The 25,082-nt window shown below is 45.4% G+C and carries 27 protein-coding genes and 1 riboswitch; of the genes, 5 read left to right on the top strand and 22 right to left on the bottom strand.

The window, feature by feature from the left end; genetic code table 11:
• Position 1: 1 nt before the first annotated feature.
• The 11 genes from liaR to NYE22_RS03970 all read right to left on the bottom strand — a co-directional run bounded on the left by liaR (position 2) and on the right by NYE22_RS03970 (position 10,016).
• Entirely contained in the window at positions 2–637 is a 636-nt protein-coding gene (gene liaR / locus NYE22_RS04020; protein WP_021480575.1) for a two-component system response regulator LiaR, read from the bottom strand.
• Positions 615–1,697 carry a two-component system sensor histidine kinase LiaS gene (gene liaS / locus NYE22_RS04015; protein WP_342412309.1) on the bottom strand — a complete coding sequence of 361 codons (1,083 nt, stop codon included), beginning with the start codon at positions 1,695–1,697 and terminating at the stop codon, positions 615–617. Before liaS ends, liaR begins: the two co-directional genes overlap by 23 nt.
• The gene (liaF, locus tag NYE22_RS04010; protein ID WP_003228510.1) at positions 1,694–2,419 is read right to left on the bottom strand and encodes a LiaRS two-component regulatory system accessory protein LiaF; all 726 of its coding nucleotides are present in this window, start codon (positions 2,417–2,419) and stop codon (positions 1,694–1,696) included. The genes liaS and liaF overlap by 4 nt, the downstream gene beginning before the upstream one ends.
• Positions 2,420–2,452: 33 nt before the next feature.
• A complete protein-coding gene (locus NYE22_RS04005) occupies positions 2,453–3,325 on the bottom strand; it encodes a DUF4097 domain-containing protein (protein ID WP_342412308.1) in 873 nt (290 codons plus the stop codon).
• 100 nt (positions 3,326–3,425) lie between these two features.
• The gene (locus NYE22_RS04000; protein WP_015714684.1) at positions 3,426–4,103 is read right to left on the bottom strand and encodes a PspA/IM30 family protein; all 678 of its coding nucleotides are present in this window, start codon (positions 4,101–4,103) and stop codon (positions 3,426–3,428) included.
• 26 nt (positions 4,104–4,129) lie between these two features.
• Positions 4,130–4,510: a cell envelope stress-induced membrane anchor protein LiaI gene (gene liaI, locus NYE22_RS03995; protein WP_003228504.1), complete on the bottom strand. Its 381-nt coding sequence runs from the start codon at positions 4,508–4,510 to the stop codon at positions 4,130–4,132.
• A 161-nt stretch (positions 4,511–4,671) separates the two neighbouring features.
• Positions 4,672–5,940, bottom strand: coding sequence for an MFS transporter (locus NYE22_RS03990; RefSeq protein WP_038427906.1), 1,269 nt, complete (start codon positions 5,938–5,940; stop codon positions 4,672–4,674).
• 181 nt (positions 5,941–6,121) lie between these two features.
• Positions 6,122–6,697 (bottom strand): cob(I)yrinic acid a,c-diamide adenosyltransferase, encoded by a 576-nt coding sequence (locus NYE22_RS03985; RefSeq protein WP_019712957.1) that lies wholly within the window; start codon positions 6,695–6,697, stop codon positions 6,122–6,124.
• Between the two features lie 22 nt (positions 6,698–6,719).
• A complete protein-coding gene (locus NYE22_RS03980) occupies positions 6,720–8,048 on the bottom strand; it encodes an ATP-binding cassette domain-containing protein (RefSeq protein ID WP_342412765.1) in 1,329 nt (442 codons plus the stop codon).
• On the bottom strand, positions 8,048–9,109 hold the full coding sequence (locus NYE22_RS03975) for an iron ABC transporter permease (RefSeq protein ID WP_161986381.1): 1,062 nt from the start codon (positions 9,107–9,109) through the stop codon (positions 8,048–8,050). Before NYE22_RS03975 ends, NYE22_RS03980 begins: the two co-directional genes overlap by 1 nt.
• Positions 9,072–10,016 carry an ABC transporter substrate-binding protein gene (locus NYE22_RS03970; protein WP_161986380.1) on the bottom strand — a complete coding sequence of 315 codons (945 nt, stop codon included), beginning with the start codon at positions 10,014–10,016 and terminating at the stop codon, positions 9,072–9,074. Before NYE22_RS03970 ends, NYE22_RS03975 begins: the two co-directional genes overlap by 38 nt.
• Before the next feature lie 104 nt (positions 10,017–10,120).
• A riboswitch (cobalamin riboswitch) is annotated at positions 10,121–10,260 on the bottom strand.
• 153 nt (positions 10,261–10,413) lie between these two features.
• On the opposite strand from NYE22_RS03970, the gene NYE22_RS03965 reads away from it, so the two are divergent.
• Positions 10,414–11,205: an SDR family oxidoreductase gene (locus NYE22_RS03965; RefSeq protein WP_015384617.1), complete on the top strand. Its 792-nt coding sequence runs from the start codon at positions 10,414–10,416 to the stop codon at positions 11,203–11,205.
• A 36-nt stretch (positions 11,206–11,241) separates the two neighbouring features.
• Here NYE22_RS03965 and NYE22_RS03960 read toward each other — a convergent pair whose 3' ends face one another.
• The 5 genes from NYE22_RS03960 to sigO form a co-directional block, all read right to left on the bottom strand.
• Positions 11,242–12,120 carry an SMP-30/gluconolactonase/LRE family protein gene (locus NYE22_RS03960; RefSeq protein ID WP_003228493.1) on the bottom strand — a complete coding sequence of 293 codons (879 nt, stop codon included), beginning with the start codon at positions 12,118–12,120 and terminating at the stop codon, positions 11,242–11,244.
• Positions 12,121–12,191: 71 nt separating this feature from the next.
• Complete coding sequence (gene yvrG, locus NYE22_RS03955) at positions 12,192–13,934, bottom strand: two-component system sensor histidine kinase YvrG (RefSeq protein ID WP_046381321.1); 1,743 nt, start codon at positions 13,932–13,934, stop codon at positions 12,192–12,194.
• On the bottom strand, positions 13,931–14,644 hold the full coding sequence (yvrH, locus tag NYE22_RS03950; protein WP_003243545.1) for a two-component system response regulator YvrH: 714 nt from the start codon (positions 14,642–14,644) through the stop codon (positions 13,931–13,933). Before yvrH ends, yvrG begins: the two co-directional genes overlap by 4 nt.
• Before the next feature lie 152 nt (positions 14,645–14,796).
• Complete coding sequence (gene rsoA, locus NYE22_RS03945; RefSeq protein ID WP_003228484.1) at positions 14,797–15,036, bottom strand: sigma-O factor regulator RsoA; 240 nt, start codon at positions 15,034–15,036, stop codon at positions 14,797–14,799.
• Between the two features lie 3 nt (positions 15,037–15,039).
• Positions 15,040–15,570, bottom strand: a complete 531-nt coding sequence (sigO, locus tag NYE22_RS03940) for an RNA polymerase sigma factor SigO (RefSeq protein ID WP_003228469.1) — start codon at positions 15,568–15,570, stop codon at positions 15,040–15,042.
• A gap of 201 nt (positions 15,571–15,771) precedes the next feature.
• Between sigO and NYE22_RS03935 the strand changes: the two genes are divergently transcribed.
• The 3 genes from NYE22_RS03935 to rsiO all read left to right on the top strand — a co-directional run bounded on the left by NYE22_RS03935 (position 15,772) and on the right by rsiO (position 17,673).
• The gene (locus tag NYE22_RS03935; protein WP_017696403.1) at positions 15,772–15,924 is read left to right on the top strand and encodes a YvrJ family protein; all 153 of its coding nucleotides are present in this window, start codon (positions 15,772–15,774) and stop codon (positions 15,922–15,924) included.
• A 120-nt stretch (positions 15,925–16,044) separates the two neighbouring features.
• A complete protein-coding gene (oxdC, locus tag NYE22_RS03930) occupies positions 16,045–17,202 on the top strand; it encodes an oxalate decarboxylase (protein ID WP_021480584.1) in 1,158 nt (385 codons plus the stop codon).
• 60 nt (positions 17,203–17,262) lie between these two features.
• Entirely contained in the window at positions 17,263–17,673 is a 411-nt protein-coding gene (gene rsiO / locus NYE22_RS03925; RefSeq protein WP_003243579.1) for an acid stress-sensitive anti sigma factor RsiO, read from the top strand.
• Between the two features lie 33 nt (positions 17,674–17,706).
• Here the strand turns inward: rsiO and NYE22_RS03920 are convergent, their stop codons facing one another.
• From NYE22_RS03920 to NYE22_RS03895, 6 genes are all read right to left on the bottom strand, one after another.
• Positions 17,707–18,936: an ABC transporter permease gene (locus tag NYE22_RS03920; RefSeq protein WP_003244568.1), complete on the bottom strand. Its 1,230-nt coding sequence runs from the start codon at positions 18,934–18,936 to the stop codon at positions 17,707–17,709.
• Positions 18,929–19,618: an ABC transporter ATP-binding protein gene (locus NYE22_RS03915; protein WP_021480586.1), complete on the bottom strand. Its 690-nt coding sequence runs from the start codon at positions 19,616–19,618 to the stop codon at positions 18,929–18,931. Before NYE22_RS03915 ends, NYE22_RS03920 begins: the two co-directional genes overlap by 8 nt.
• Entirely contained in the window at positions 19,602–20,795 is a 1,194-nt protein-coding gene (locus tag NYE22_RS03910; RefSeq protein ID WP_021480587.1) for an efflux RND transporter periplasmic adaptor subunit, read from the bottom strand. The genes NYE22_RS03915 and NYE22_RS03910 overlap by 17 nt, the downstream gene beginning before the upstream one ends.
• A 170-nt stretch (positions 20,796–20,965) precedes the next feature.
• Positions 20,966–21,775: an ABC transporter ATP-binding protein gene (locus NYE22_RS03905; RefSeq protein ID WP_003243882.1), complete on the bottom strand. Its 810-nt coding sequence runs from the start codon at positions 21,773–21,775 to the stop codon at positions 20,966–20,968.
• Positions 21,776–21,790: 15 nt separating this feature from the next.
• A complete protein-coding gene (locus NYE22_RS03900; protein ID WP_003244298.1) occupies positions 21,791–22,801 on the bottom strand; it encodes an iron chelate uptake ABC transporter family permease subunit in 1,011 nt (336 codons plus the stop codon).
• Positions 22,801–23,847: an iron ABC transporter permease gene (locus NYE22_RS03895; RefSeq protein ID WP_038427907.1), complete on the bottom strand. Its 1,047-nt coding sequence runs from the start codon at positions 23,845–23,847 to the stop codon at positions 22,801–22,803. Before NYE22_RS03895 ends, NYE22_RS03900 begins: the two co-directional genes overlap by 1 nt.
• A 205-nt stretch (positions 23,848–24,052) precedes the next feature.
• Here NYE22_RS03895 and NYE22_RS03890 point away from each other — a divergent pair, with 205 nt between their 5' ends.
• Positions 24,053–25,000, top strand: coding sequence for an iron-hydroxamate ABC transporter substrate-binding protein (locus tag NYE22_RS03890; RefSeq protein WP_021480591.1), 948 nt, complete (start codon positions 24,053–24,055; stop codon positions 24,998–25,000).
• Positions 25,001–25,082 lie beyond the last annotated feature (82 nt).

The raw sequence follows: 25,082 nt of genomic DNA, 5'->3' as shown, positions 1-25,082 counted from the left end.
CCTATTTGACGAGATGATTTCGATGCGCATACACCGCCGCCTGCGTCCGGTCACTGACATCCAGCTTTGATAAAATATTCGTAATATGCGTTTTGACTGTTTTAATTGTAATAAACAGTTCCTCGCCTATTTCTTTGTTTGTTTTTCCTTCTGCGATTAGGCAGAGTATTTCGAGCTCCCGTTTCGTTAGCGATTCATGCGGGAGCGCGTTTTCACCTGAGTGGCGCAGCCTGGATAATACTTTTCCCGCCACTTTTGACTCCAGCTTCGGCTCTCCCTTGCTTGCGGCGCGGATGGCATCGGCGATTTCTGCCGCTTTTGAGGTTTTCAACAGATAGCTGAGCGCGCCAGCTTCAATAACCGGGTACACTTTGTCATCATCAATGAAGCTAGTGAGCACAATAATTTTCGGGTCGGAAAGCTCCCGGCAAATTTGCTTTGTAGCTTCAATGCCATCCATGCCCTCCATGACAAGGTCCATTAAAATGACATCCGGCGACAGTTCCGCAGCAAGCCGAACACCTTCGCTGCCGTCCGATGCTTCGCCGATGACTTCAATATCGGGCTGCGCCTCCAAAAAAGCCGCGAGCCCCATTCTGACCATTTCATGATCATCAATCAATAATACTCGAATCACGTTCGTTCTCTCCTTTTTCTTCCGGGAAAATCGGGACCTTCACTTCAATTTGGGTGCCTTTTCCTTCTACTGAAATCACTTCGGCGACCCCGCCGATTTCACTTGCACGTTCTTTCATAGAATTCAAGCCGTATGAGGAGGCTTTCACCTGGTCCATTTTAAAGCCTTTTCCATTATCAATCACCTTCAGACGGAGCTGGCTGTTCTTTATGCCCAGAATCACGGTTACTTTTGACGCTTTTGAATGTCTAAATACGTTTGAAAGGGCCTCCTGCACGATTCTGAACAAGTGGTCTTCAACACCCTTGGATATCGCTGTGTCCTGTATATCCCACTCAATATCAATCGGCTGCTTTTTTCGGAACTCGTCCAAAAGCTCCGTAAGGCCCTCCTTCAGCCCTTTTCCTTCAAGGGTAACAGGCCGTAAATGGAGCAGCAGCGCCCTCATCTCATTTTGGGCTTCGCCTGCCATATGCTCGACCATCTTGATCCGCTTGACTGTTTTGTCATCAGCACCCTTGACATGTTCCAGCACGGCTGATGTCATCATCGATATGGCAAAGAGCTGCTGGCTGACCGCGTCATGAAGATCTCTGGCCAATCGCTGGCGTTCTTCTGAGATAACCGACTTCTTCATTTGAGCCTGCCATTCCGCACGTTCATTGGAAAGTTTCTGCAGGGATGCGACTTGAAGCTCCACGCGCTTCGCCATTTCGTTCAGCTGATCGGCGGCCAGGCCGATTTCATCATCACCGAGCGGCGGTATCCGATAAGCGAAATTGCCGTTTTCAAAGGTTAAAATGGATTCAATTAATGTATCAATCCTTGTCTTTAACCGGTTGCCGTACATATACCCTGAGGCGAAACCGACGGTCACGCTGATCAGAAGCAAAATCAGGATAAACGGAATTCCGAACCAGCTTGATGACAGCAAAACAAGCGGATCGAGCTGATAGTAAAACATCATAAAGGAAATCAGGCAAACAAAAAGGAGCAGGCTGATTCCCGATGTCATGCGGATGGCGCGCCATTGGAGGCTGGCAAGCATTTTTTTTCTCATACGTACTTCACATCCACATCACCGATAAATAAGGAAACGGACACTTTGACACGGCGCTTTGACTCGCTGAAATCGGTTGACGCGGCATATACCTTCGTGCTTAATCCGCTTTTCTTCGAGCCGATCAGATTGATGTCACCTATAAAAACAGCTGAGCTGACAGCCACTTCAAGGTCCGATGGTACATAAATATCAACGTTTCCAATGACTCCGCTAATGACGATTGTACTTTCTCCCTCAGGAATCATCGCTTTAGATAAATCGATTTTGATATCACCGATAAAACCAGAGACATTTAAATCATTCAGGTCAAACGGCTGCTTCATCATTTGCAGCTCACCGATAAAAAAGCTGCGCATGTCGGGATGTTTTACATCTTTTGGCGGATCATGATGTTCTTTTTTATTGAGGTTGACCTGTTTCTCATTCGGTTCGAATATCGGCTTCCCTTTGACAAGCCTGTAGCCGGCGTAAATCAGAAATGCGGCAAACGCATAGCCGAATAAATTAAAGGTGATGCTGAAGAGGTTTTTCAAAAATAGAAACGCGGCAAAGATATACATGACGGAGCCAAGCCAATCACGGGAATATTTTTTAAGGAAATAGCCGGCAATCAGAAAAAAGAGCGGCCAAAACAGCAGATCGCCTATTCCGATAATTTGCAAAAACATACTGATGCCGAATAAAGCAATGATCAATCCGAGAAGCTGTTTTTTTGTCATTCCTGGTGTCCGCCTCCTTTCTTCTGCCTGGTGCTACCGTATCGCTAGATCCCCGCTGTCCGTTTTGATGTCGATTGGATGCCGGCCGCTTCCTTGCGTGCCTGTGATGTGATGCTGTTCTTTATGTGCTTTGTCAGCAAATGAATACGGCGAACTGACGTCACCGCTTGCTGATAAAGCATTGACTGCAAAGCTGCCGTTTTTGGGAAGGCTTACATTAGCATCACCGCTTGTCAGCGTGACAGATACGGGACCGGTTACCTTTTTCAATACAGCATTAAAATCTCCTGAAGTCATTTTCACATCAAGAGAGCCTGATACATGAACCAGATTTGCGTCCCCTGAAGCTAAATCAATGCCGGCTGTTTTGGAGACGGTATTTGAAATGGAAACATCCCCCGATGATGCCTTCACTTTCAGGTCTTGAATGCGGACGTCCGTCACGCTCGTATTTCCGCTCGCAGATACTGCGTTCAGCCCGGAAAGCGCAAGATGGTCATTCCCGGCCACAGACACGTCACCGCTTGAGGTTCGTACTGCCAGATCACCTTTATAATCATACGGAAGCCTGACGATAAGAGTTGAACGGTTAAACCCATTCAAAAATTGAAATTCTTTTTCCTTTACGGTCAGCTCCAGTTTTCTTTTGTTTTCAGTAACAAATAACTTTCCTGAGTCTCCTGAAATGCCTGCCGATATGTCACTTCGTTCTTCCGCTATAATCCGGACATCCTTGCTATCCGACTCAATGACCATGCTGTCAATGTCCCGCGGCGATGCGCTGGCTGAATCGGCTTCTGTGCCATTTATGAAACCCAGGCCTGCAGCAAACACATCTTTTACGACGACGGCGAAAAAAACCAGAATACCGGCAGTGATCAACAGTTTGCCAAGCATTTTTTTCATTCGGTTTCATCCTTCTCATTCATTCTATTATAAAGGAAAAGCTTGCGAATTGATACGTGCGGAAGGGAAGGACTTGACCGCAAATCCTTCCCCGTTCCGCTTATTCATTTGCCGCTTGTGTCTGGTCTGATTTTTGCAGTGAAAGTGTCCGCATTTTTTCAATCTCCGCTTCCACATCGTCTGCGAATTCTTTACGTGTAAGTTCTGCGCCGGCTTCCGCTGACTTTGAATAATTCGCGCGGATTTCCATTTCTTCAATACGATTTTCAATACGCAAAAATTCACGATACGCGCTTTCACTGTCAATTTTGTCAAATGTCGTATTCATATGCTCTTTAGCTTTCGCCGCATTTGCCCGCGCAATCAGCGCCTGTTTTTTATCCTTTACGTCCTGAAGCTTTGTTTCAAGTGCAGCCAGCTGCTCTTTCAGATCAGCCAGCTGACTGTTTGCCTGTTCATAGGAAGCTTTATGCTCAGCCGCCTTCCCTTCTAAATACTTCATTTCAGTCAGCGCCTTTTTCGCCAGTTCTTCTTCACCTGCGTCAAATGCGAGTTGTGCCTGATTTTTCCGTTTGCCAGCCACTTCAGCGGCTTCTTCATATTTTTTCTTAAATTGATAGGCAATCGTGTGCTGTTTCACAATTGTTTGCTTTGCTTTTGCGATGTCGCTTTCCATATCGCGTACATATTGATTCAGCATCACTTTTGGATTCTCCATTTTATCAAGTCCTTCATGAACTGACGCAACAAACATGTCTCTGATTCTTTTTAATACCATACCTAATTCCTCCTAATATATTGATATTATTTTTTCTTCAAAAATTCTTCCCATTCGTCATCAAAGTGAGATTGGTAGGCAGCAGAAGCCGGTTCAGGATCAAAAGATGATACACCGCTATCAGCTGATCCGTTTTTCATCAGCTTCCAGCCGTAATAAACCATAGCGGCCGCCAATGCGATTCCGACGACAAACGGAAGTGAGCAGATGAGCATAATGGCCCCGATACCGCCCACGATGATTCCCGTAATGGTTTTTCCCGCGGCAAACCTTTTGATTCCTGCGTATGTCATCAAGCTCCCGATGGCGAGCGGGATGATAAAGCCGAAGCTTCCTCCTCCAAAAAAGACAGAGATCCCAAATACAATTAATAAGAATCCGCCTATTGTTTTCTTGTTGATCTTCATGCAGATCCTCCTTTCGTTTTCCTTGTCTTCATCTTATACAAGTTGGAAGATATGCAAAACGAATCAGAGATTGATTTTTATATAAGACCGGAGTCGTATCTCGCACCGGACCCATTGGCACAAAAAAACGCCATGCACGAGGCATGGCGTTTTAAAACCCTTTACAGATGAACACTTGCTTCCCTTTCTTTAATCAGGTCGGACCTTTCTGCTTTGGCCAGTTTTGTAAACAGCAAAATTCCGATACCCGCAATAATTTCGACAATCCCGCCGGCAGCAATCACTGTTCCTGAGCCGAAAGCATTAGCGGCATACCCGCAAATGACAGCTCCGGCAGGGATCGAAATATTGGAGATCATATGTATAACGGCGTAAACCTGCGGCTGATCCTCACTATCCACAGACGTCTGGATAATCGTGTACTCAGGAACATTAACAGCACTGACTGCGGCACCAAAGGTAAAAGCAGCGAAAAAGACGAGCGGCAAAAAGGTGTTCATCCCGGTAATAAAGAAAGCAAATCCTTCAATAATGCCGGCAGTGACGAATAACAAGCCGTACCTGTTTACCTTGACTTTCGCCAGCACAAACCCTAATAAAAACGCGCCCGCGGCGGTGGTGGCCTTTAAAAGCGAGTATACGATCGGCTGGCCGTTTAAATCTTCCGCTACGTATACGGCAGAGAGCGCTTCCCATGGGGCAGCCGCGAAATTCATAAAGATACAGTAAATGGCGAGCGGATATAAAATCTGGTGTTTTCTGACGAGCCTAAAGCCGCGTTTCAGTCTTCCGATATATGTGCCTCTCTGTGTAACAACCGCAGACTCTGATTGAGATTCAACCGCAGTGTACTTAATAAAAAGAACGAGAAAACCTGACACCAAATAGAGCACGAGTGCGATAAGCATGGTATAAGAAGGACTGATAAATGTAAGAAAAGCGCCGCATAATGTGACAGCCCCAAGCCGGACAATTTGAGCGGAGGATTGCAGCACAGCGTTTGCTTTTTGAATGCCCTGTTCATTGACGATTTGAGGAATCAAAGCGATAGAGGCGGGATTGTAGGCAGCTCCAGTAGCTGAATGCACAATCATAAGCGTCATGACAAACCACAGCGGAGAGAAGCCCGCAAAATGACATAGAGGGATAATCAAAACAATCGCCGCCCTTGTCAGATCTGAAAAGTACATCCAAAATTTCAGCGTGGTCTGTTTCATAAAAGGCCCCGTCACAGGCGCCAGAACGGCTTCCGGCAAAAACGTGACAGCAATCAATAAAGCAGTGCCGATCGCACCTTTGCCGTCATAAATTAAAAACCATAATATTGAATTAAATGCGAACATATCGCCGGATATCTTGACTATTCTTGAGAAAAACAGATAATTGAAATTTCTCTTCCAGATGCTATCACTTTCAATCAATTTCACCATCCATCAGAGCCCCCCCGTTGCCTATTTTTTACATCTATTTATTACAATATCTCATTTTTCCATTTTTCAGTCAATAATTCATAAGGTTCATTTTTTGTCGTAAAATGGGAAATTGACAGAGTGAAAAACAAAAAGCCGGCATGTATTTGAACACGCCGGCTTTCGTTTTCACTTTTTATGATTAACTGCTGTCTCGGTCCCGAAACACAATGGCACTTCTTTCATATTCTACATCGCCAATACCGTTTCTTGCATTCACAACCCGTGCGGCGGCAAAGAAATAATCGGACAGACGATTGAGATAACGCAGCACTGTTTCATGAATCTCCTCCGATTTCATCAGCGCCACCACTCTTCGTTCTGCCCGCCTTGTAATGGTGCGTGCGATATGGAGAAGCGAAGCACACTTTGATCCGCCTGGAAGAATAAATTTCTTCAGTTCCGGCGCTTCTGCTGTATAGGCATCAATGCGCGTTTCTAAAAAGGAAACAGATTCTTCCGTTAGTTTGTAGTCTTTTCTTTCTGTGACGATTGCCAGATCGCCTCCGCAGTCAAACAGCTCATGCTGGATGGTCAGCAGCTCGGCTGTCAGATCTTCAAAGCCGGGCTGCCCGGAAAGCTCTGCCAAAGTAAGCCCGATAAAGCTGTTAAGCTCGTCAATCGTGCCGTAGCTTTCGACGCGTAGGCTGTCCTTGTCCGTTCTGCCCCCGACTAAGCCCGTTTGTCCCTTATCGCCTGTTTTTGTGTATAGTTTCATACCCTGAATCTCCTTTACAGACTTATTCAAACAACTCAGCAGCCTCTTTTATACATTCAGCTGTCCCTTTCTTTATCAATTGATTCAGCCGCTGTTCTATGTTTTCGGATTGCTGAGTTTGAGTCGCGGCGATGAGAATATCACCTGTGCCTCCTCCGTCTCCCAGCACTTTCGTCCGTTCTGCTTCGGCAGCCATAAGAGCTTTGATGAAGAATTGATCTGCCGCATAGCCGTTTATCAAAATCCAAATCGAAAAGCCGGTCTGAACGCATATGAAAACGGATAACTCTCTGTCTTCATACGTTCGATACACGAAACGGTCAAGTCTTTCTGAAGAAGCCATCGCACACGTCTCCTGCAGTTGAAAACCGCTTTCTGAAAGACAGGCCGTAAGTCCTTCTATCGGATCTGGCTGATCTGGCAGCCGTTTATGGATCAGCGTCCTGCTCCACGAAAACCCTGCACCGATAGGCGTCGAGGACAATGTTCGAAGCGGGATTTCCGTTTGCAGAAGAATGTTATCACGCCCCGCTTGGAGCAATGCTTCAAATGGGATAGACTGCCGCTTCGCGCTATCTTTTTCAGGCTGAATCACAATCATCGGTTTAGGTGAGCTTTGATGTACCAAGGCGGTGACATCTGTATCATACACCGCCTTTATGCTTTGTTCTGTGACAGCATATTCCGGTTTTTGCTTAGGACCAGCGGCACCGTTTTTCATAAACATGAGCTCATCACAGTACAGGCTTGCGGTGTTCAGATCATGAAAAACGCTGACAGCTGCCAATCCGCTTTCTCTCGTCAGGCATTTGATCAGATCAAGCAGGTCTTTTTGATAAGCCAGATCGAGAAAATTAGTCGGCTCGTCCAAAAATAAAATACGCGGCTGCTGCGCCAAAGCTTGTGCCAAATACACCCGCTGCTGTTCCCCTCCGCTTAGTTCGCGAATCGGCCTTTGTGCAAAATTGGCCACTCCTGTTTGCTCCATTGCTTCCTGTACAATGGCTTTATCCTTTTCAGTCTGCTGTCTGAACATTCCCGTTTGGAATGGATATCTGCCAAAGGCTACAGTTTCTTCGACGGTAAAGGTGAAGGCTTGATCCGTTTTTTGCGGCAGGACGGCCATGATTTGCGCCAGTTCCTTCGGTTTATAGTCCGCCAGCAGTTTTCCGGCCAGATAAACCCTGCCTTCCTTGGCCGGCAGCGTACCTGTCAACAAGTGCAAAAGCGTGGTTTTTCCGCTTCCATTAGGACCAAGAATTCCGAGAAATTCTCCCTTCTCCACTGTTAAGCTGACATTGTTGATTAGGCGGCTGTCGCCGTATCCTCCCGACAGCCCTTCTGCCTTCATCATAAGCTTCTCCTCCCGCGGTGCTGCCGAATTAAAATAAGAGCGAACACAGGCGCTCCCGCCAAGGACGTAATGATCCCGATCGGCAGTTCAATCGGCTCAATGATGGTTCTGGAAAGCAGGTCGGCTAAAACGAGAAATCCTGCCCCGAGCAAGGCGGACAGCGGCAGTAAATGCCGATGGTCCGTTCCCCACAAAAGCCTTGTGATATGCGGAATCACAAGGCCGACAAAGCCAATCGTACCCGATACTGCCACAGCGCTTCCCGTCAAAAGAGATCCGGCTATTAGAATCATCATCTTCCTCTGCTGAACTCTGACTCCAAGAAGCTTTGCTTTATCTTCTCCATATGTCATCACGTTCAGTTCCCTTCCGTTTATAATCAATAAAATGGTTCCCAAAAGAAAAAACGGGAGAAACAAAATAACATAGCTCCAGCCCCTCATTGAGACGCTGCCAAGCAGCCAATGCACAATCGGAAGCAGGTTGTCTCCTGTCAAGGCGATGATAAGAGAAATAAATGCGCCCAAAAAAGAGTTGGTGATGACACCGGTCAAAATGAGGGTGGAAACAGACATCGAAGCATGAACGAGGCGGCTGAAGAAAAGGACCGCCGCCATCGTGGCAAGTGCCGCGGCTACACTCAAAACCGGGAGTGTAAACCCTCCGATGACAGGAAGGTGCAGACCTAAGAACAGAGTCACAACAGCTCCGACTGAAGCACCGGATGACACACCTAGCGTATAGGGATCAGCAAGTGGATTTTTCAATAATCCTTGAAAAGCGGCCCCTGCAATAGAAAGAGCCGCCCCCACAAGGGCGGCCAGCACAACTCTCGGCAGTCTGATATTCATCATAATATTAGTGTACATCGGATCATCAGAACCAATGGAGCCGCCGAAGCCTTGATGCCAAAAGACACGAAAAACAGCGGGAATAGGAATATGCAGGCTGCCGCAAGAAATTCCTAAGATGATGCTCACGGCTAAAAATGAGAAACCAATGATATATGCGGCATAACGATTATTCCTTAAACGTATCCGGGTAAATGCTTTCCGCAAGTTCTTCGACCCCTTCGATCAGACGGGGACCGGAACGTGTCACAAGATCAGGGTCCACATCATATACACGATGATGTTTCACAGCATTGATTTCGCTCCAGCCATCGCGTTTTTCCACAGCTTTCGCTTTCACACCGTCCGTTGTAACAATTGCATCAGGATTGAGTTTTACGATCGCCTCATCTGTCATTTGCACCCATCCTGTCTGATCCGCAGCTGCGTTTTTAGCATGGATGACATTCAGCATTTCATTCATAAACGTATCTTTTCCGGTTGTATAAATGTCAGGATCAGGAGAAACCTCGATAAATACGCTTTTCTCCTCGTCTTTTGAAATGGTTTTCGCTTTTTCTTGAATATCCTTTAGATCTGATTTCATGCTTTTCACGAACTGATCAGCTTTTTTCTCCGCCCCGGCAGCTTCTCCGATCATTTCGATTGATTTGTACACCTCGGAGAATGATTGTGCATCATTGACAGTCAGCACTGTAATGCCCGCGTCCTTCAGCTGTTTGATGGCATCCGCTGATGCTGACATGGAAGACTCATGGGCCAGAACGAGATCTGGTTTTAGAGAAATGACTTTTTCAACGTTTACATTCATATCTCCGACTTTCTCAACCTTTTTGACTTCCTTTGGATAGGTATCGTTTGTGGTGACACCGACCACTTTGTCACCAAGGCCGAGTGCGTATGTAATTTCTGTGTTGCTCGGCATTAATGAAACAATCTTTTTTGGCTCTTTTTTGATGGTTACATCTTGATTTGACGCATCATCAATGGTGACAGGAAACGCTTCTGTTTTTTGTTTTGCCTTTGAATCCTTCTGATCCGCAGGATTGCCGCAGCCTGCCAGCATAACAACAGCCAACAGGAGCGCAGTCCATATCCCGGCTCGTTTTTTCATAATTTTTTCCTCCTAAACGAACTAAAAAAGCATCTCTACGACGGTAAAGATGCTGTAAACAACACAAAAAAGCCTATTGTTTACACATCATCTGTCCTCGCAGAATTCGTGCTGATCAAACAGGCAGGTATCCTGGCTCTTGGCGCTTGGCCAATTACAGTGGCGGGACCGCACCGGCTTTTACCGGTTTCCCTTTTAAGCCGGCTGTTGTTAACGGACCGGCACCTATTTGACATTCGTATCCTTTTTTCGGAGTAATTATACTATATGACTGACAGGCTTGTATATGTGTCCTGAATGACTTTTCCCCATATTGTGTATGGGAGCAAAATCCTCGTAAACACTAAATTTGATCTTGTATACTTAATACCATCATCAATCAAAAGGAATGATTCTTATGGATTTACAGCTAAAAGACAAACTCGTCTTAATCACCGGCTCGACGTCCGGTATCGGGAAAGCCGCCGCAAAAAGCTTTCTGCAAGAGGGTGCGGCAGTCATTGTCAACGGACGCAAACAGGAGACTGTCGATCGCACCATTGAAGAGCTTTCTGGCTATGGAACAGTGCACGGTGCTGCTGCCGATTTGTCAAAAACAGATGAAGCAGCGGCTTTTATCGAAAAAGTAAATGAAATCGGTGATATCGATATCCTTGTCAACAACCTTGGTTTCTTCGAGGTAAAAGACTTCGCCGATGTGACAGATGAAGAGTGGAATCAATATTTCGAAGTGAACGTGATGAGCGCCGTTCGGACAAGCCGTCACTTCCTTCCAAAAATGCTTGCCAAAAACAGCGGCCGCATTTTAAATATTGCAAGTGAAGCAGGCGTCAAACCGCTGCCAACGATGATTCCATACTCAATGACAAAAACGGCGCTGATCAGCCTTTCAAGAGGAATGGCTGAAATGACAAAAGGCACAAATGTGACGGTTAACTCAGTGCTCCCGGGACCTACTTGGACAGAGGGCGTGGCATCCTATATGGAAGGTGCCGCACAAGCAGCCGGCCAGGATACAGACACATTTATCAAAGACTATTTCAAGGTCAATGAGCCAACCTCACTTATTCAGCGATACGCGACAGCAGAAGAAGTCGCTAACACAATCGTATTCCTCGCGTCTGACGCCGCATCCGCCATTAACGGCACGGCACAGCGTGTGGAAGGCGGCATTATCCGTTCTCTGTAGTATAAAAAAACGCATCCGTGTTTCGGATGCGTTTTTTTATACGTCTCCAGCAAATGGTACCGGCTGATATCCGCCTGTTTCCAGTTGTGCTGAAAACAACCCTCCAGCGTGAGGCTGCTCGTATCTCTCTTTTTCTGTCATTTGTTCTGTTGCCGTTGTAATGTAAAGGGTTTTTAAGTCTCTGCCGCCGAACGCGCAGCACGTGACATATTTAGCCGGCACGCTGATTGAATTGATTTCTTTTTTCTGAAACGGGTCAATGTGAACAACGCGGCTGCCGCCAAACAGCGCCACCCACAGCATGCCATTTTGGTCAATTGTCATGCCGTCCGGCAATCCGTCTGACTGATCAAAACGATAGACAGGTTCTGGATTCGAAACATCTCCGCTTTGAGGATCATAGCTGTAACGCACAATCTCCTGCGTCGGCGTGTCGATGTAATACATCAAATTCCGCTCGCGGTCCCAATCCAAACCGTTTGAGGTGGAGACTTGATCCTTGATTTTGACAAGACTGCCGTCTAGATTCAAACGGTACAGCGACGCCTGTTTTTGCTCGCCTTCCATGCTCGTTGTCCCCGCCCAAAGCCTTCCGTACGGGTCACATTTAGCATCATTAAATCTCAGGCTCTCATGCATGTCCTTCGGCTGTTTAATTTTTTCCAAGCTGTCATCCCGAAGATGATACAGGTAAAACCCGTCCTTCATCGTCATAATCAGTTCATCCTTTGAATATTTCGCAAGCGCCGTCACAAAGGATTTGAATTTGATTGATCGGTTGATTTTTTCTTCAGGGTCAAAGATATGGAGCTCGCTCCCCAGGATATCAACCCAATATAAGCGGCCGTTTTCTTCATCCCATAACGGGCCTTCTCCAATCACTGCCCGAGTGTCTGCTTCCAATACTGCATCCATGTGTTACACCTCTTTAGCTTCAGTCTATATATTGTTATTCCCGGCAAAGAGGTGTCCAAACCACTTGATGTTTATTGTTTTTTAAAAAGGATGGTAATGACCGTTCCAATGTTCATTCTGCTGTTCACATGGATCGTTCCGTTATGGAGATGGACAAGCTCCTTGGCAATCGCGAGCCCGAGACCCGTTCCGGCAGTTGAATCTTTTGTGTTCGTCCCTCTGTAGTAACGGTTAAACAAATGGGTAATCGTTTCTTCATCCATTCCTTTCCCATTGTCCTTCACCTTTAAAGATATATGATTTTTTGTTTGCTCCAGAATGACTTGAATCTCTGTTCCTTTGTCGTTGTGCTTCACGGCATTCCCAAGGAGGTTTTCTAATATGCGCCTGAACCACGCTTCATCAAGGGCAAATTCAATATGCTCTTCTTTGGATACAAACGAGATATCATAGCCTTCAGAAAACGGATTTTTCTTAAAATCCTCAATGACATTTTTAAAAAACGGGATAAGGCTAGTGAGATTTCTCTCAATAGGAAGAGCATCATTTTTCAGCCGATACGTTAAATTTAAGTCTTCAATCAGCTTGGACATGTATTCAGATTTTTCTCTGACAACCTGCCCCATTTCTTTCACTTCTTCCGGCGACCAGTCATACTGCTTCGACTCGAGCATCATGCTGTAGCCGTAAATGCTGCTGAGCGGTGTTTTTAAGTCATGTGACAAACCGGCAATCCATTCTTCCCTTGTCGCCTGGATTTTTTCTCTGTTTCTTTTATCCCTTCTCAGCGTTTCAGTCAGCTGATCCATTGATTCAAATATCTCACCGAAGAAGCGGTACGGCTGTTTGATTTTTCCTTTTTTATTTTTGCTGACAGGACGGCCGTCCCGGTTTCTAGGTTCCTCAAGCTTCCCTTTTGACAGATTGACCAGCCATCTAATCGTATGAAAAATCGGCAGCCCGAATCGGAACATATACCAAACGGTCATCCAAATGATATACATGAACAAAACGGCCATCACGAGAAACATCGCTTTTAATACAACCTTCAGGAACGATTTGTTAAACTCCTGATCGGTTACATAGACAGGGTTCGGCACCGTAGCGACCATCCATCTGTCTTTATTGAGGATCTTAACGGAAATTTCCCGCTTATAGTTCCAAGGTTTAGAGCTGTATTTAAGCAGCTCCAGCTGGTTCATCGTTTTTCTTTCGCTTTTTGTGCTGTTGATGCTGTCGAGAATCTTTCCATTGCTGTCTAACAGGTAAATGGCGCCTTTTTTCCGTTTAATATAGTCGATGGTACTGGACTTATAGTGCGCTAGTGAGTCTATCTTTTGTTCGCGCTTTTCAACGGAAGTCAGGAGCTGTTCACTTTTTGATTTCCAGCCGGACAATAGAAGGTACGACTTATCTTCAATATTGATGGCCCAATAATTCAGTTTATAGTTATGAAGCTTTTTGGTTTTATAAATAGACAAAAGCTCTTTCTTGGTATAGGTGCCAGGCACGTCTTTTGGCACGCTGTAGGAATAATCAGTGTTTCCTTCCGAATCAATGATTTGCATCCAGCCGTGCTGTTTATCAACAGATTTCTTCAGGAAATTATCCACTTCCCATGTCCCGTCTTCGTTTACATCGAGATATGCCTCAAGTGTGTCGGTCGTTGCCTTCGTCAGCCCTGAATTGGATTCCGCATCGCTAAAACGAGCGTCTAAATAGAAAAACGACGCAACAAGCATAACCGTAAGCAGCAGGATCACAATCAGCATCTGGCCGAAAAAGTGAAACAAAAACTTCCATCTTAACCTCATGACCGCTTGCCTTCAGGATTTGGGATAAAACGATAGCCGAGACCTCGAACGGTTACAATATACTCCGGATTGCTCGGATCGCGCTCAATCTTCTCCCTAAGCTTGCGAATATGTACCATGACGGTGTTGTTGTCACCGTAGGAAGGATAGCCCCATACTTTTTCATATATTTGATCTTTGGAAAGCACCACGTTAGGGTGTTCACAAAAATACTGCAAAAGCTGCAGAAGCTGGGCTGAACAGGCAACGGCTTCCCCGCCTACGATCAACTCGGCATTTTGCGGAGAAAAAGTAAAGTAATCATATGTGTAGGTTTGATTTGAACTCGTTTCTTTCGATTGATATGTACGCTTGAGATGCGCTCTGATCCGCGCCGCTAATTCCAGCGGATTAAATGGTTTTGTGATATAGTCATCAGCTCCAACCGCAAAGCCCGATAATTTGTCCGCGTCGGATGATCTTGCCGTCAGGAAAAAAATCGGAGCGTCTGAATACTCTCTGATCAATGTGCAGGCTTCAAAACCGGACATTCCGCCCATCATGACATCCAGCACAATCAAGTCAACCTTATTGGCCTTCACAACGGGAATCGCTTCTTCTGCGCTTGCCGCATCCAGTATATTTCGATAACCTTCTTTTTCGAGAACGCGTTTGATCATGTCCACAATCGCTTTCTCATCGTCTACGATTAAAATTGACGCATTTTCCACTTTTATGTTCCTTTCTGTCACTGTTTTTTTTCATCTTATCATTATATCGTTTATTTATGGTACATTTTTGAATACATTGGAGCTTGGCAAATCAAAACAGCAAAAAAGGAGCAAACAAGCGCTCCCTTTTGATGTTTTTTCATATGAAAATATTATGAGTTCTCATCCACCATGTACAAAATAAACTCCCAAAATCCCGGGACATCCTGACATAAAAGCATATCAGCCTTTTCAAACATTTTGATCTTCAGCTCTTGCTCTAAATCTTCTCTTTCTTGATAGGACGTATTGCTGAGTTTTTTTCTGATCATCGGTGAAAAGCATGCAATCAGATGCTCAATGTCATAAGTCTCGTCTTTTTGTTTCTTTTTTTGTTCAAACTGGCCGTCCACAGCTTACTTTTCCCCCTTTTTTTGCGCCGCTAGCTGCTTTCTGATATTCTCCAGCCCCTTTTTATGAATGTTGGAGATGTTTTGTCGGGACTCACCTAATGAATCTGCAATCTCCTGCATCGTGGCACCGTGAAGATACACTTTCGTCAGCACACTTTTTTGTTTGTCAGTCAGATTCTGAATCGCTTGGTAGAGCTGATAATCCTGAACATGCTGGCTCAAATCATCCTGCCTGTCTAAAAATTCTTCAAATGCATCGCTTCCTGTTTCGGAAGGAAGCCGATCTCCTGCCTCCGGATGATCAACCGTCAGCGGATACCGTTTTTGATTTTTGCGAACCCGCTTATCAAAATCAATAGAAAAGATGCGAATCATTGAATTCATATACTTGACGATGCGGATTTCTTTATAAAACTGCTTAAATAGCTCGTCCAATGATTTTGCATCTTTTTCGTTAGGGCTTTCCATTACGTTTTTGAACAAACGGTAATGCTGAGGATTGCTCAAAAAATGCTTCACGATGGGATGCTTCATTATCTCCTTACATTTTGACCGTAAAAGACTTTGATAGTCCATCAAACCGCCTCCCTACTAAATTAAATGAAGGAAAGCAAAAAAAAGTAAACTACTACTTTCCGACTAGTGTCTTCCAAAATACTTTGCAGCAGTTTACGTTTTATCGGATTTCCTTCACTTACATACATGACTGCAGAAAAAGAAGGGAGGTATTTTCCTATGGATCAGGTTTTTATAGAGGAAGTCGTAAAACAGATCGGCAATTTTGGGTTTCCCGCGCTGATTGCAATGTATCTGCTGACCCGATTCGAAAAGAAGTTTGATCAACTAATAGAACTAATGACAGAACTGAAAGATCATGCAAAAAAATAATTTTTCAATCGAAGTTGACTTTTCACTGGTTTTTTTCACTTAACAAAACAGAAGGGAAAACGAAAGGCCTTTCACCTTCTCTTTCTGCTATCACATTTAAATGTAAGGAGGAAACATTTCATGAAAAAACAAAATGACATTCCGCAGCCAATTAGAGGAGACAAAGGAGCAACGGTAAAAATCCCGCGCAATATTGAAAGAGATCGGCAAAACCCTGATATGCTCATTCCGCCTGAAACCGATCATGGCACCGTCAGCAATATGAAGTTTTCGTTCTCTGATACTCATAACCGATTAGAAAAGGGCGGATATGCCCGTGAAGTGACAGTACGTGAATTGCCGATTTCTGAAAACCTTGCATCCGTAAATATGCGGCTGAAGCCGGGCGCCATTCGCGAGCTTCACTGGCATAAAGAAGCTGAATGGGCTTATATGATTTACGGAAGTGCAAGAGTCACAATTGTAGATGAAAAAGGGCGCAGCTTTATTGACGATGTAGGTGAAGGAGACCTTTGGTACTTCCCGTCAGGCCTGCCGCACTCCATCCAAGCGCTGGAGGAGGGAGCTGAGTTCCTGCTCGTGTTTGACGATGGATCATTCTCTGAAAACAGCACGTTCCAGCTGACAGATTGGCTTGCCCACACTCCAAAAGAAGTCATTGCTGCGAACTTCGGCGTGACAAAAGAAGAGATTGCCAATTTACCTGGCAAAGAAAAATATATATTTGAAAACCAACTTCCTGGCAGTTTAAAAGATGATATTGTGGAAGGGCCGAATGGCGAAGTGCCTTATCCATTTACTTACCGCCTTCTTGAACAAGAGCCGATCGAATCTGAGGGAGGAAAAGTATACATTGCAGATTCGACAAACTTCAAAGTGTCTAAAACCATCGCATCAGCGCTCGTAACAGTAGAACCCGGCGCCATGAGAGAACTGCACTGGCATCCGAATACCCACGAATGGCAATACTACATCTCCGGTAAAGCTAGAATGACCGTTTTTGCATCTGACGGTCATGCCAGAACGTTTAATTACCAAGCCGGTGATGTCGGGTATGTACCATTTGCAATGGGTCATTACGTTGAAAACATCGGGGATGAACCGCTTGTCTTTTTAGAAATCTTCAAAGACGACCATTATGCTGATGTATCTTTAAACCAATGGCTTGCCATGCTTCCTGAAAAATTTGTTCAAGCGCACCTTGACTTGGGCAAAGACTTTACTGATGTGCTTTCAAAAGAAAAGCACCCAGTAGTGAAAAAGAAATGCAGTAAATAAAAGACTTGCGGCTTGCAGAGAGCACTCGTTCTCTGCAAGCCTTCATAAGGAGCTGAACCAGTGAAACATCAAAACCCTTCAAAACGCTTATTGCGGCTCTCCATAAAGTACTTGCTGGCCGCAGCAGCAGTGGTGTTGACCTATTTTGCTGTCATCTATATATTGTTTTCTTTAGCGGGAACGAGCTACCGCTCAGCAGCTCATGTCCTGCTTTTTGCCGTGGTATTCCTTGTTCTAGGATTATGCTTTGAACCATTTGAAAGGCTGATGATACATAGCTTTACATTTTTCAAGACAGGAAAACGTCTATTCATTCTCCTTGCCGGCATCGTACAGCTGCTGTTTTTGTGGATGACTGCTCATACAACAGACCAATTGATCAGCGACATCTGGCTGTCCACCACAGAAGAAATGATTGTCGCAGCCGTTTTTTTGATTTTAGACAAATGCAACTCGGCCCTTCCCAGCTAAAAAAAAAACGCATTCCAATTGGATGCGTTCTTTTTATTCATAGCGAAGCGCGTCTACAGGCTGAAGCTTCGAAGCCTTGATAGACGGAAGCAAGCCGAAGATAATGCCGACTGCCATTGAAAAGATGAGTGCTCCGACAACAGCTGGAATGGAGACGATAAAAGGCATCGGAAAAATGACCGTCAGCAGCTTGGCGATGCCGAAGCCCGCCAGCACACCGAGTATTCCGCCAATGCTTGTCAGAACAACAGCCTCGGTTAAAAATTGAAATAAAATCACACGCCGCTTAGCACCGAGCGCTTTCTTAATTCCGATTTCCCTCGTGCGCTCCGTTACGGAAACGAGCATAATGTTCATGACGCCGATACCGCCCACCAAAAGTGAAATACTGGCGATTCCGCCAAGCAGCAATGCAAATGACTGATTAAAGGACTCCACTTCCTGCGCGATCTCTTGAAGATCCATTACACTGTACTCTGCTTTTTCCAGCTCAGCTTCTGACAGTCCCTGATTTAAAAGATCTGCAGCCATTACACCCGCTTCTTGGATATGCTCAGAAGAATCAGCCTGCACGGCAATCTGCGTTGGCGCGTCAAACCCTTCAATAAGCGGCCACACTTTTTTCGGCACGTACAAAACCGGGTTCGCGTAGTCGCCTTCAAACATGCTTTCCTGTTGATTTTTTTCTTTAAAAACACCGACGACCTTAAACGGCACACCATTCATCTCAATGCTTTTATGCAGAGCTTCTCCGTCCGGAAACAGTTCATCTCTGACAGCTTCATTGATCATCACCACTTGGTGTGTGCTGTTTAAATCATTTTCCGTCAGCTTTCTCCCTTCGGTTATTCGGATTGGAAACATGTCGAAGTAATCATCGTCCACTCCATACACTTGGGGATACGAAACGTTAGTTAAATGAAAAACGCTCGCGCCTTCTGATAAGTAATATAAGGATAATCCTTTGACCATCGGATCTGATTTGATCGCCTTTACTGTTTCTTCCGCTACAGGCGGCGCGGACGCATACGACACCTGAGGGCCGCCGCTCTCCTCTTCTCCGCCAGACGGCTGGTAGACAACATTGATGGCGTTGTTTCCCATGCCGATCATACTTTGCTTTAATTGCTCACTTTGGCCCTTCAGCATTGAAACAATCGCGATGATTGCCGCTATGCCGATAATCACGCCGAGCATTGTCAGAATCGATCTTAATTTATGAGAGAAAATGGATTGAAAGGAGATTCGAATATGTTCAAGCATGGCTGATTTCCCCTCTCTCATCTAATACCAGCTCTCCGTCTCTGATAAAAACGGTTCTGTCAGCTTTTTTGGCAACGTCCGGGTCGTGGGTTATCATAATAATGGTTTTGCCTTCCCGATGCAGTTCGGAAAACAGTGACAAAATTTGTTCACTTGATTTGGTATCAAGCGCCCCGGTCGGTTCATCAGCTAAAATAAACCTCGGCTGATTGACAAGGGCCCTCGCTATCGCCACCCGCTGCTTTTGGCCGCCGGACAGCTTAGGCGGTTTGTAGGAGACCCTGTCTTTTAATCCGACCTTTTCCAGCGCTTCATATGCCCGTTGTCTTCTCTCTTTTTTCTTCACTTTATTGTAGATCATCGGCAGCTCGACATTTTGCAGCGCGGTGAGACGCGGCAGCAAATGAAAAGTTTGAAACACAAACCCGATTGATTCATTGCGAATTTCGGCTAAAGCCCCGTCTTTCCCTTTCAATATATCGATCTGGTCAAGCATATAGGTTCCTGAGGTTGGCCTGTCCAAACAGCCGATAATATTCATTAACGTTGACTTTCCAGAACCTGAAGGCCCCATAATAGCTAAAAACTCCCCCGCCTGAACAGTCAGATTGATATGTTTCAAGATTGGAACTTCTTCTTTTCCCAGCTTGTATGACTTCGAAATATTATTCAGTGTCAGCATTGACTGTAACCTGCTTTCCTTCCTTGACCGCGGGATCAGGATAGATCACATAATCTTCCGGCGTCAGGCCGCTCTTAATTTCCACCATGTCATTTTCATCAGTCTCTCCGATTTCAACAGGCTGCTTAACCGCTTTGTGATTCTCATCAGCTTTCCACACATACGGTTCGCCGTCATCCTGAATGACCATGTCGGACGGCAGCTTGATCGTATCCGCATCAGCATTATCACTCATCACTTCGATGTTGACATGATAGCCGACTTCAAGACCTTTATGGCTGTCTAATAAAATGGTGAAAGGATAGTTAGAGGACTGGGGGTTCATTTCTTCATCAGCAAAGCTTTCTGATTCTTCACCCTCGCCTGCTCCCGCTGGAAGCTTGCCGATCGAGGTGACCTTTCCTTTCCACTCGCCCTCACCGCCTGTTTTCAGCGTGACCCTGACTTTGCTGCCTTTTTTGATCGTGTCCATTAACAGCTCATTGATTTGGCTTTTGACCAGATATTTGCCCGTCGAAACAATCTGGATATACGGGCCTGCTGCCTGGTCACCTGTTGCACCGTCAGCGATATCCTGATTGACGCTTTGAACGATTCCGTCATGCTTGCTTGTAATGACATTGGAACCTTTGTTTTTCGTCAGGCCAGCCAGTTCTTTTTGATGCTGCTTCAGTTCGAGCTGGCTTGTTTTCAAATCGAAATTGGCCTGATCAAGTTCATCTTGAAGCTGGGTTTTCTCTTCTTTTCCTGCAACTTTCAGCTTCTTTTCCGTTTCCGTTATTGATTTTTGCAAACGGTTGATTTGCAGATTTGTCATTTCAATTTGCAAATTGGCTTGCTCCACTTCATCAGAATGATCCTCGCCCTCATACTCAAAAAGCTTATCGCCCTTTTTAACCTGATCGCCTTCTTTGACGTATGTTTTTTTAATGCTGCCTTTTTCTGAATCTATGTATACTTTCTGCTGTTTCTCAGGTTCAACCTTTCCAGAAAACGTTTGGCCTGATTCTGAATCTCCTCCCATGTATACCGCGACCGATTCAGCATAGGGCTCCGATGATACGGCAACTTGGTTCATGTGGGTAAAAAAGTAAAAACCGCCAGCGCCGATCCCAGCCAATACAAGCACACCGGCACATATCGCACCGCCAATAAGCCATTTTTTCTTCTTGGACACAACGATCTCCTCTTTCTGTAAACTATGTAATATTTTCGAAACATTCTAACCAATATTATCTATTAATTCAAAAAGACTTGCAATCCTTTTATTGAAATGACGGCATCAAATAGAAAAATTGTATTTTCAAAGCCGAATAAAAAAAATCCCGGCTTCAAACCGGGATTTTTTCATACAGTAACTAGCTCTTTTTCATTTTTAATCAAGTCATAGGTCAAGCATACAGGTTTATTTGTACGGGGATCAGTCACGATTTCGGCATCAATCTGAAATACCTGCTTCAAAATGTCCGGTGTCATGACCTCCAGTGCAGTTCCTTCCTTGATGACCGTGCCTTTTTTGAGCGCGATCATATAATGAGAAAAACGAGCTGCATGGTTAAGATCATGAATGACCATTAAAATCGTCCGCCCTTGCTCTTTGTTGAGTCTGTCAAGCAGCTGCAGAATTTCAAGCTGATGTGCAAGATCAAGATACGTTGTAGGTTCATCCAGCAGAAGCAGTTCCGTCCCTTGCGCAAGCGCCATGGCAATCCACACGCGTTGACGCTGTCCGCCTGACAATGCCTCAATCGGCCGTTCAGCATATTCAGCCATGCCTGTTTCTTCAAGCGCCCATTTGATAATCCGGCGGTCTTCGTCATTTAATCTGCCGAATCCTGATTGATGCGGAAACCTGCCGTACGACACCAATTCGTGCACTGTTAGGCCGCTCGGCGCTTCAGGTGTCTGTGGAAGAATCGCCATATCTTTCGCAATGTCCTTTGTAGACATTTTATGAATCGCTTTGCCGTTTAAATAGACGGCACCTGCATGTGAACGCATAATTCTGGACATTGTTTTTAAAATCGTTGATTTCCCGCAGCCGTTCGGGCCAATTAAGGTGGTAATTTTCCCTTTAGGAATCGATATATTTAAATCCTCTACAATCACCCTGTCGCCATAACCGATTCCAAGCTGTTCCGTTGATAATGAATTCATATTCGGCCCCCTCCTCTAATTCGCTTTCATCAATAAATAAATAAAGTAAGGCGCACCTAGCACGGAAATGACAAGTCCGACCGGAATTTCTGATGGTGCTAATACATTTCTCGCCAGCGTATCAGCAAGCAAAAACAGGAATGAGCCAATGAAGGCGGAGACCGGTATCAGCGTCTGGTGACGTGGACCGGTCAGCCTTCTAGCCACATGCGGCGCGATCAATCCGAGAAACGCAATGCCCCCCGCAGCTGCCACGCATGAAGCGGCAAGAGTGACCGCTGCCAGAAGAAGAATCCGTCTTTCCTTTTCAACAGCGGTGCCCAGCCCGGTCGCCAATTGGTCTCCGAGCTGCATAATGTTCAAATAGCGTGCCTTATATAAAGTAAACAGAAGCAAGATCACAATCCAAGGGAGAATCGCCCAGATCATATTCCAGTTCGCCCCCCATATTGAGCCGGATATCCAAACCGCGGCTTGCATAAAATCATGAGGGTCCATCTTAAGCTGAAAAATCAGCAACAGGGCATTGAATCCGGCATTCACCCCTATGCCGACTAAAATCAGCCGAATCGGTGTCACGCCTTTTTTCCATGCCAGAATATAAATGAGAAACGCAGCGAGAATTGCTCCTGCCAAAGCACTGAATGGCAGCATAAATGTTCCGAAAAAGCTGAGATCTGAAGCTGACCCTTGAAAAAAGTATATAAAAAGCACTACAGCAAGTGAACCGCCGGCGTTAATTCCGAGAATACCAGGCTCGGCAAGTTCATTTTGAGACACGCTTTGCAAAATGGCTCCAGCTACGGAGATCCCTGCTCCAACAAGCAAAGAAAGGATGATCCGAGGCAGCCTGAACTCAAATAAGACAAGTTCATCACGCGCCGTTCCTTGGCCGAAAAAGACCTGAAGCGTTTTAAGCGGTGCAATTTTGATAACGCCCAAATTGAGACTGATAAAAAAGACCACCACGATAAGCAAAAAGGTCACAGCCATTACAATAAGCGGTTTGTTTGTTTTTGTTTTCATTACAGCCCTCTCCTTTCACGACGTGCCAAATAAAAGAAAAAGGGAACGCCGATCAGAGAAGTCAGCGCGCCGACAGGCGTTTCAAAGGGCGCATTTACGAGTCTGGCCGCTATATCAGCAAAAACAAGCAAAACAGCACCGAGCACCGCCGAGCAAGGAATGATCCACCGATAATCCACACCGACCAAAAAACGGGTAATATGCGGAATGATCAGCCCGATAAATGCAATGGTGCCGGCAATGGAAACCGCAGCTCCGGTCAGAATTACTACAATAAGCATGCCAACCAGTTTCACCGCTGATGTATATTGTCCAAGCCCTTTTGCCAGATCGTCACCGAGACTTAACACTGTAACAGACCGGGCGATGAAAAACGCGAGCGTTAAACCGACAGTCCCTGCAATAAGCAAAAGCTGGACCCCCGACCATTTCACACCCGCTACCCCGCCTGCGTACCAAAAGCTGATATCCTGAGCGACATCAAAGCGGATTGCAATGGCAGTTGAAATGCCGGTAAAGAAATAAGTAACTGCCGTACCCGCCAGAGCAAGCTTTACAGGCGTAAGTCCGCCCCTTGAAAACATGCCTATGCCCATTACCGTCGATGCCCCCAGCCCCGCTCCCGCAAAGGACCATAGCACAAGCCCCATTGCAGAAAGCCCGGGAAAAAAGGCAAACGCAATCGAAACTGCAAACGCAGAGCCTGATGTCACACCCATAATCGAAGGCTCTGCCAAAGGGTTTCTCGTCATCCCCTGCATGATTGCTCCCGACACTGCCAACAATGCGCCTACAAGCGCGGCAGCCGCCGTTCTCGGAAGCCGAAGATCATTTATAATTTGGTGAGATGTCTTTGTCGGCTGATAATGAAAAATGGCGTCCCATACAGTGCGCAAATGAATATCCGCTGCACCGAGGGATATGGATAAAAATGCGCCAAGGCAAAGCAGGCATAGACCTGCAATAAGGACGATGACCGCGCCATATGTCCTTGACGTCCATTGGATTTCTTCTGATGCAGTCCGTATATTTTTATGTTGACTCAACTGCCGTACTTCCTTTCTGTTACTGATAATGATTATCAATTGCTGTTTCAGTATATCACTTTTTTCAGCTGATTTAATAGAGTGTTTTGAACAAAAATGAAAATGCATTTGCAAAAATATCGTGTCAACCGGCACTTGCAGTGGTATAATCACAGATGATAATGATTCTCTTTTTCATCTATTTTTTAGAAAGAAGGTATGAGATATGACCCATATATACAAGAAACTCGGAGCCGCGTTTTTTGCCCTGTTATTGATTGCAGCGCTGGCAGCCTGCGGGAATAACTCAGAAAGCAAAGGTTCTGCCTCTGATTCAAAAGGCGCAGAAACCTATACATACAAGGCTGAAAACGGAAATGTAAAAATCCCGAAGCATCCTAAACGGGTGGTTGTCATGGCAGACGGCTATTACGGCTACTTCAAAACACTCGGCATCAACGTTGTCGGTGCGCCTGAGAATGTATTTAAAAACCCTTACTACAAAGGAAAAACCGACGGCGTCGAAAACATCGGAGACGGCACTTCGGTTGAAAAGGTCATTGATTTGAACCCTGACCTGATTATCGTCTGGACAACACAGGGCGCTGATATTAAAAAGCTTGAAAAAATTGCGCCGACTGTCGCAGTAAAATACGATAAGCTCGACAACATCGAACAGCTGAAAGAATTTGCAAAAATGACGGGAACTGAAGATAAAGCTGAAAAATGGCTGGCCGAGTGGGATAAAAAAGTTGCAGCCGCTAAAACAAAAATCAAAAAAGCGGTCGGTGACAAAACCATTTCCATTATGCAAACGAACGGAAAAGACATTTACGTATTTGGTAAAGACTTTGGAAGAGGCGGAAGCATCATTTACAAAGACCTCGGCCTGCAGGCTACAAAGCTGACAAAAGAAAAAGCCATTGACCAGGGGCCAGGTTATACAAGTATTTCATTAGAGAAGCTCCCTGATTTCGCCGGAGATTACATTTTCGCGGGTCCATGGCAATCAGGCGGTGATGATGGCGGCGTATTTGACAGCTCCATTTGGAAGAACCTGAATGCCGTTAAAAATGGCCATGTATACAAGATGGATCCGATTGGCTTCTACTTCACAGACCCGATTTCATTAGAAGGACAACTGGAGTATATTACGGAAAGCTTGACTAAATAAACAAAAGAGCCGCCTGCCCGCGGCTCTTTTGCTTATTTATAAGGAACGGCTCAATTTGAATCATATCGGATATTTTCTTTGA

Origin of the sequence: Bacillus sp. FSL K6-1560 (assembly GCF_038592935.1) — a bacterium.
Classification (GTDB): Bacteria; Bacillota; Bacilli; order Bacillales; family Bacillaceae; genus Bacillus; species Bacillus subtilis.
The sequence above is the reverse complement of the archived record's forward strand: the minus strand, read 5'-3'. Positions and strand labels throughout refer to the sequence as shown.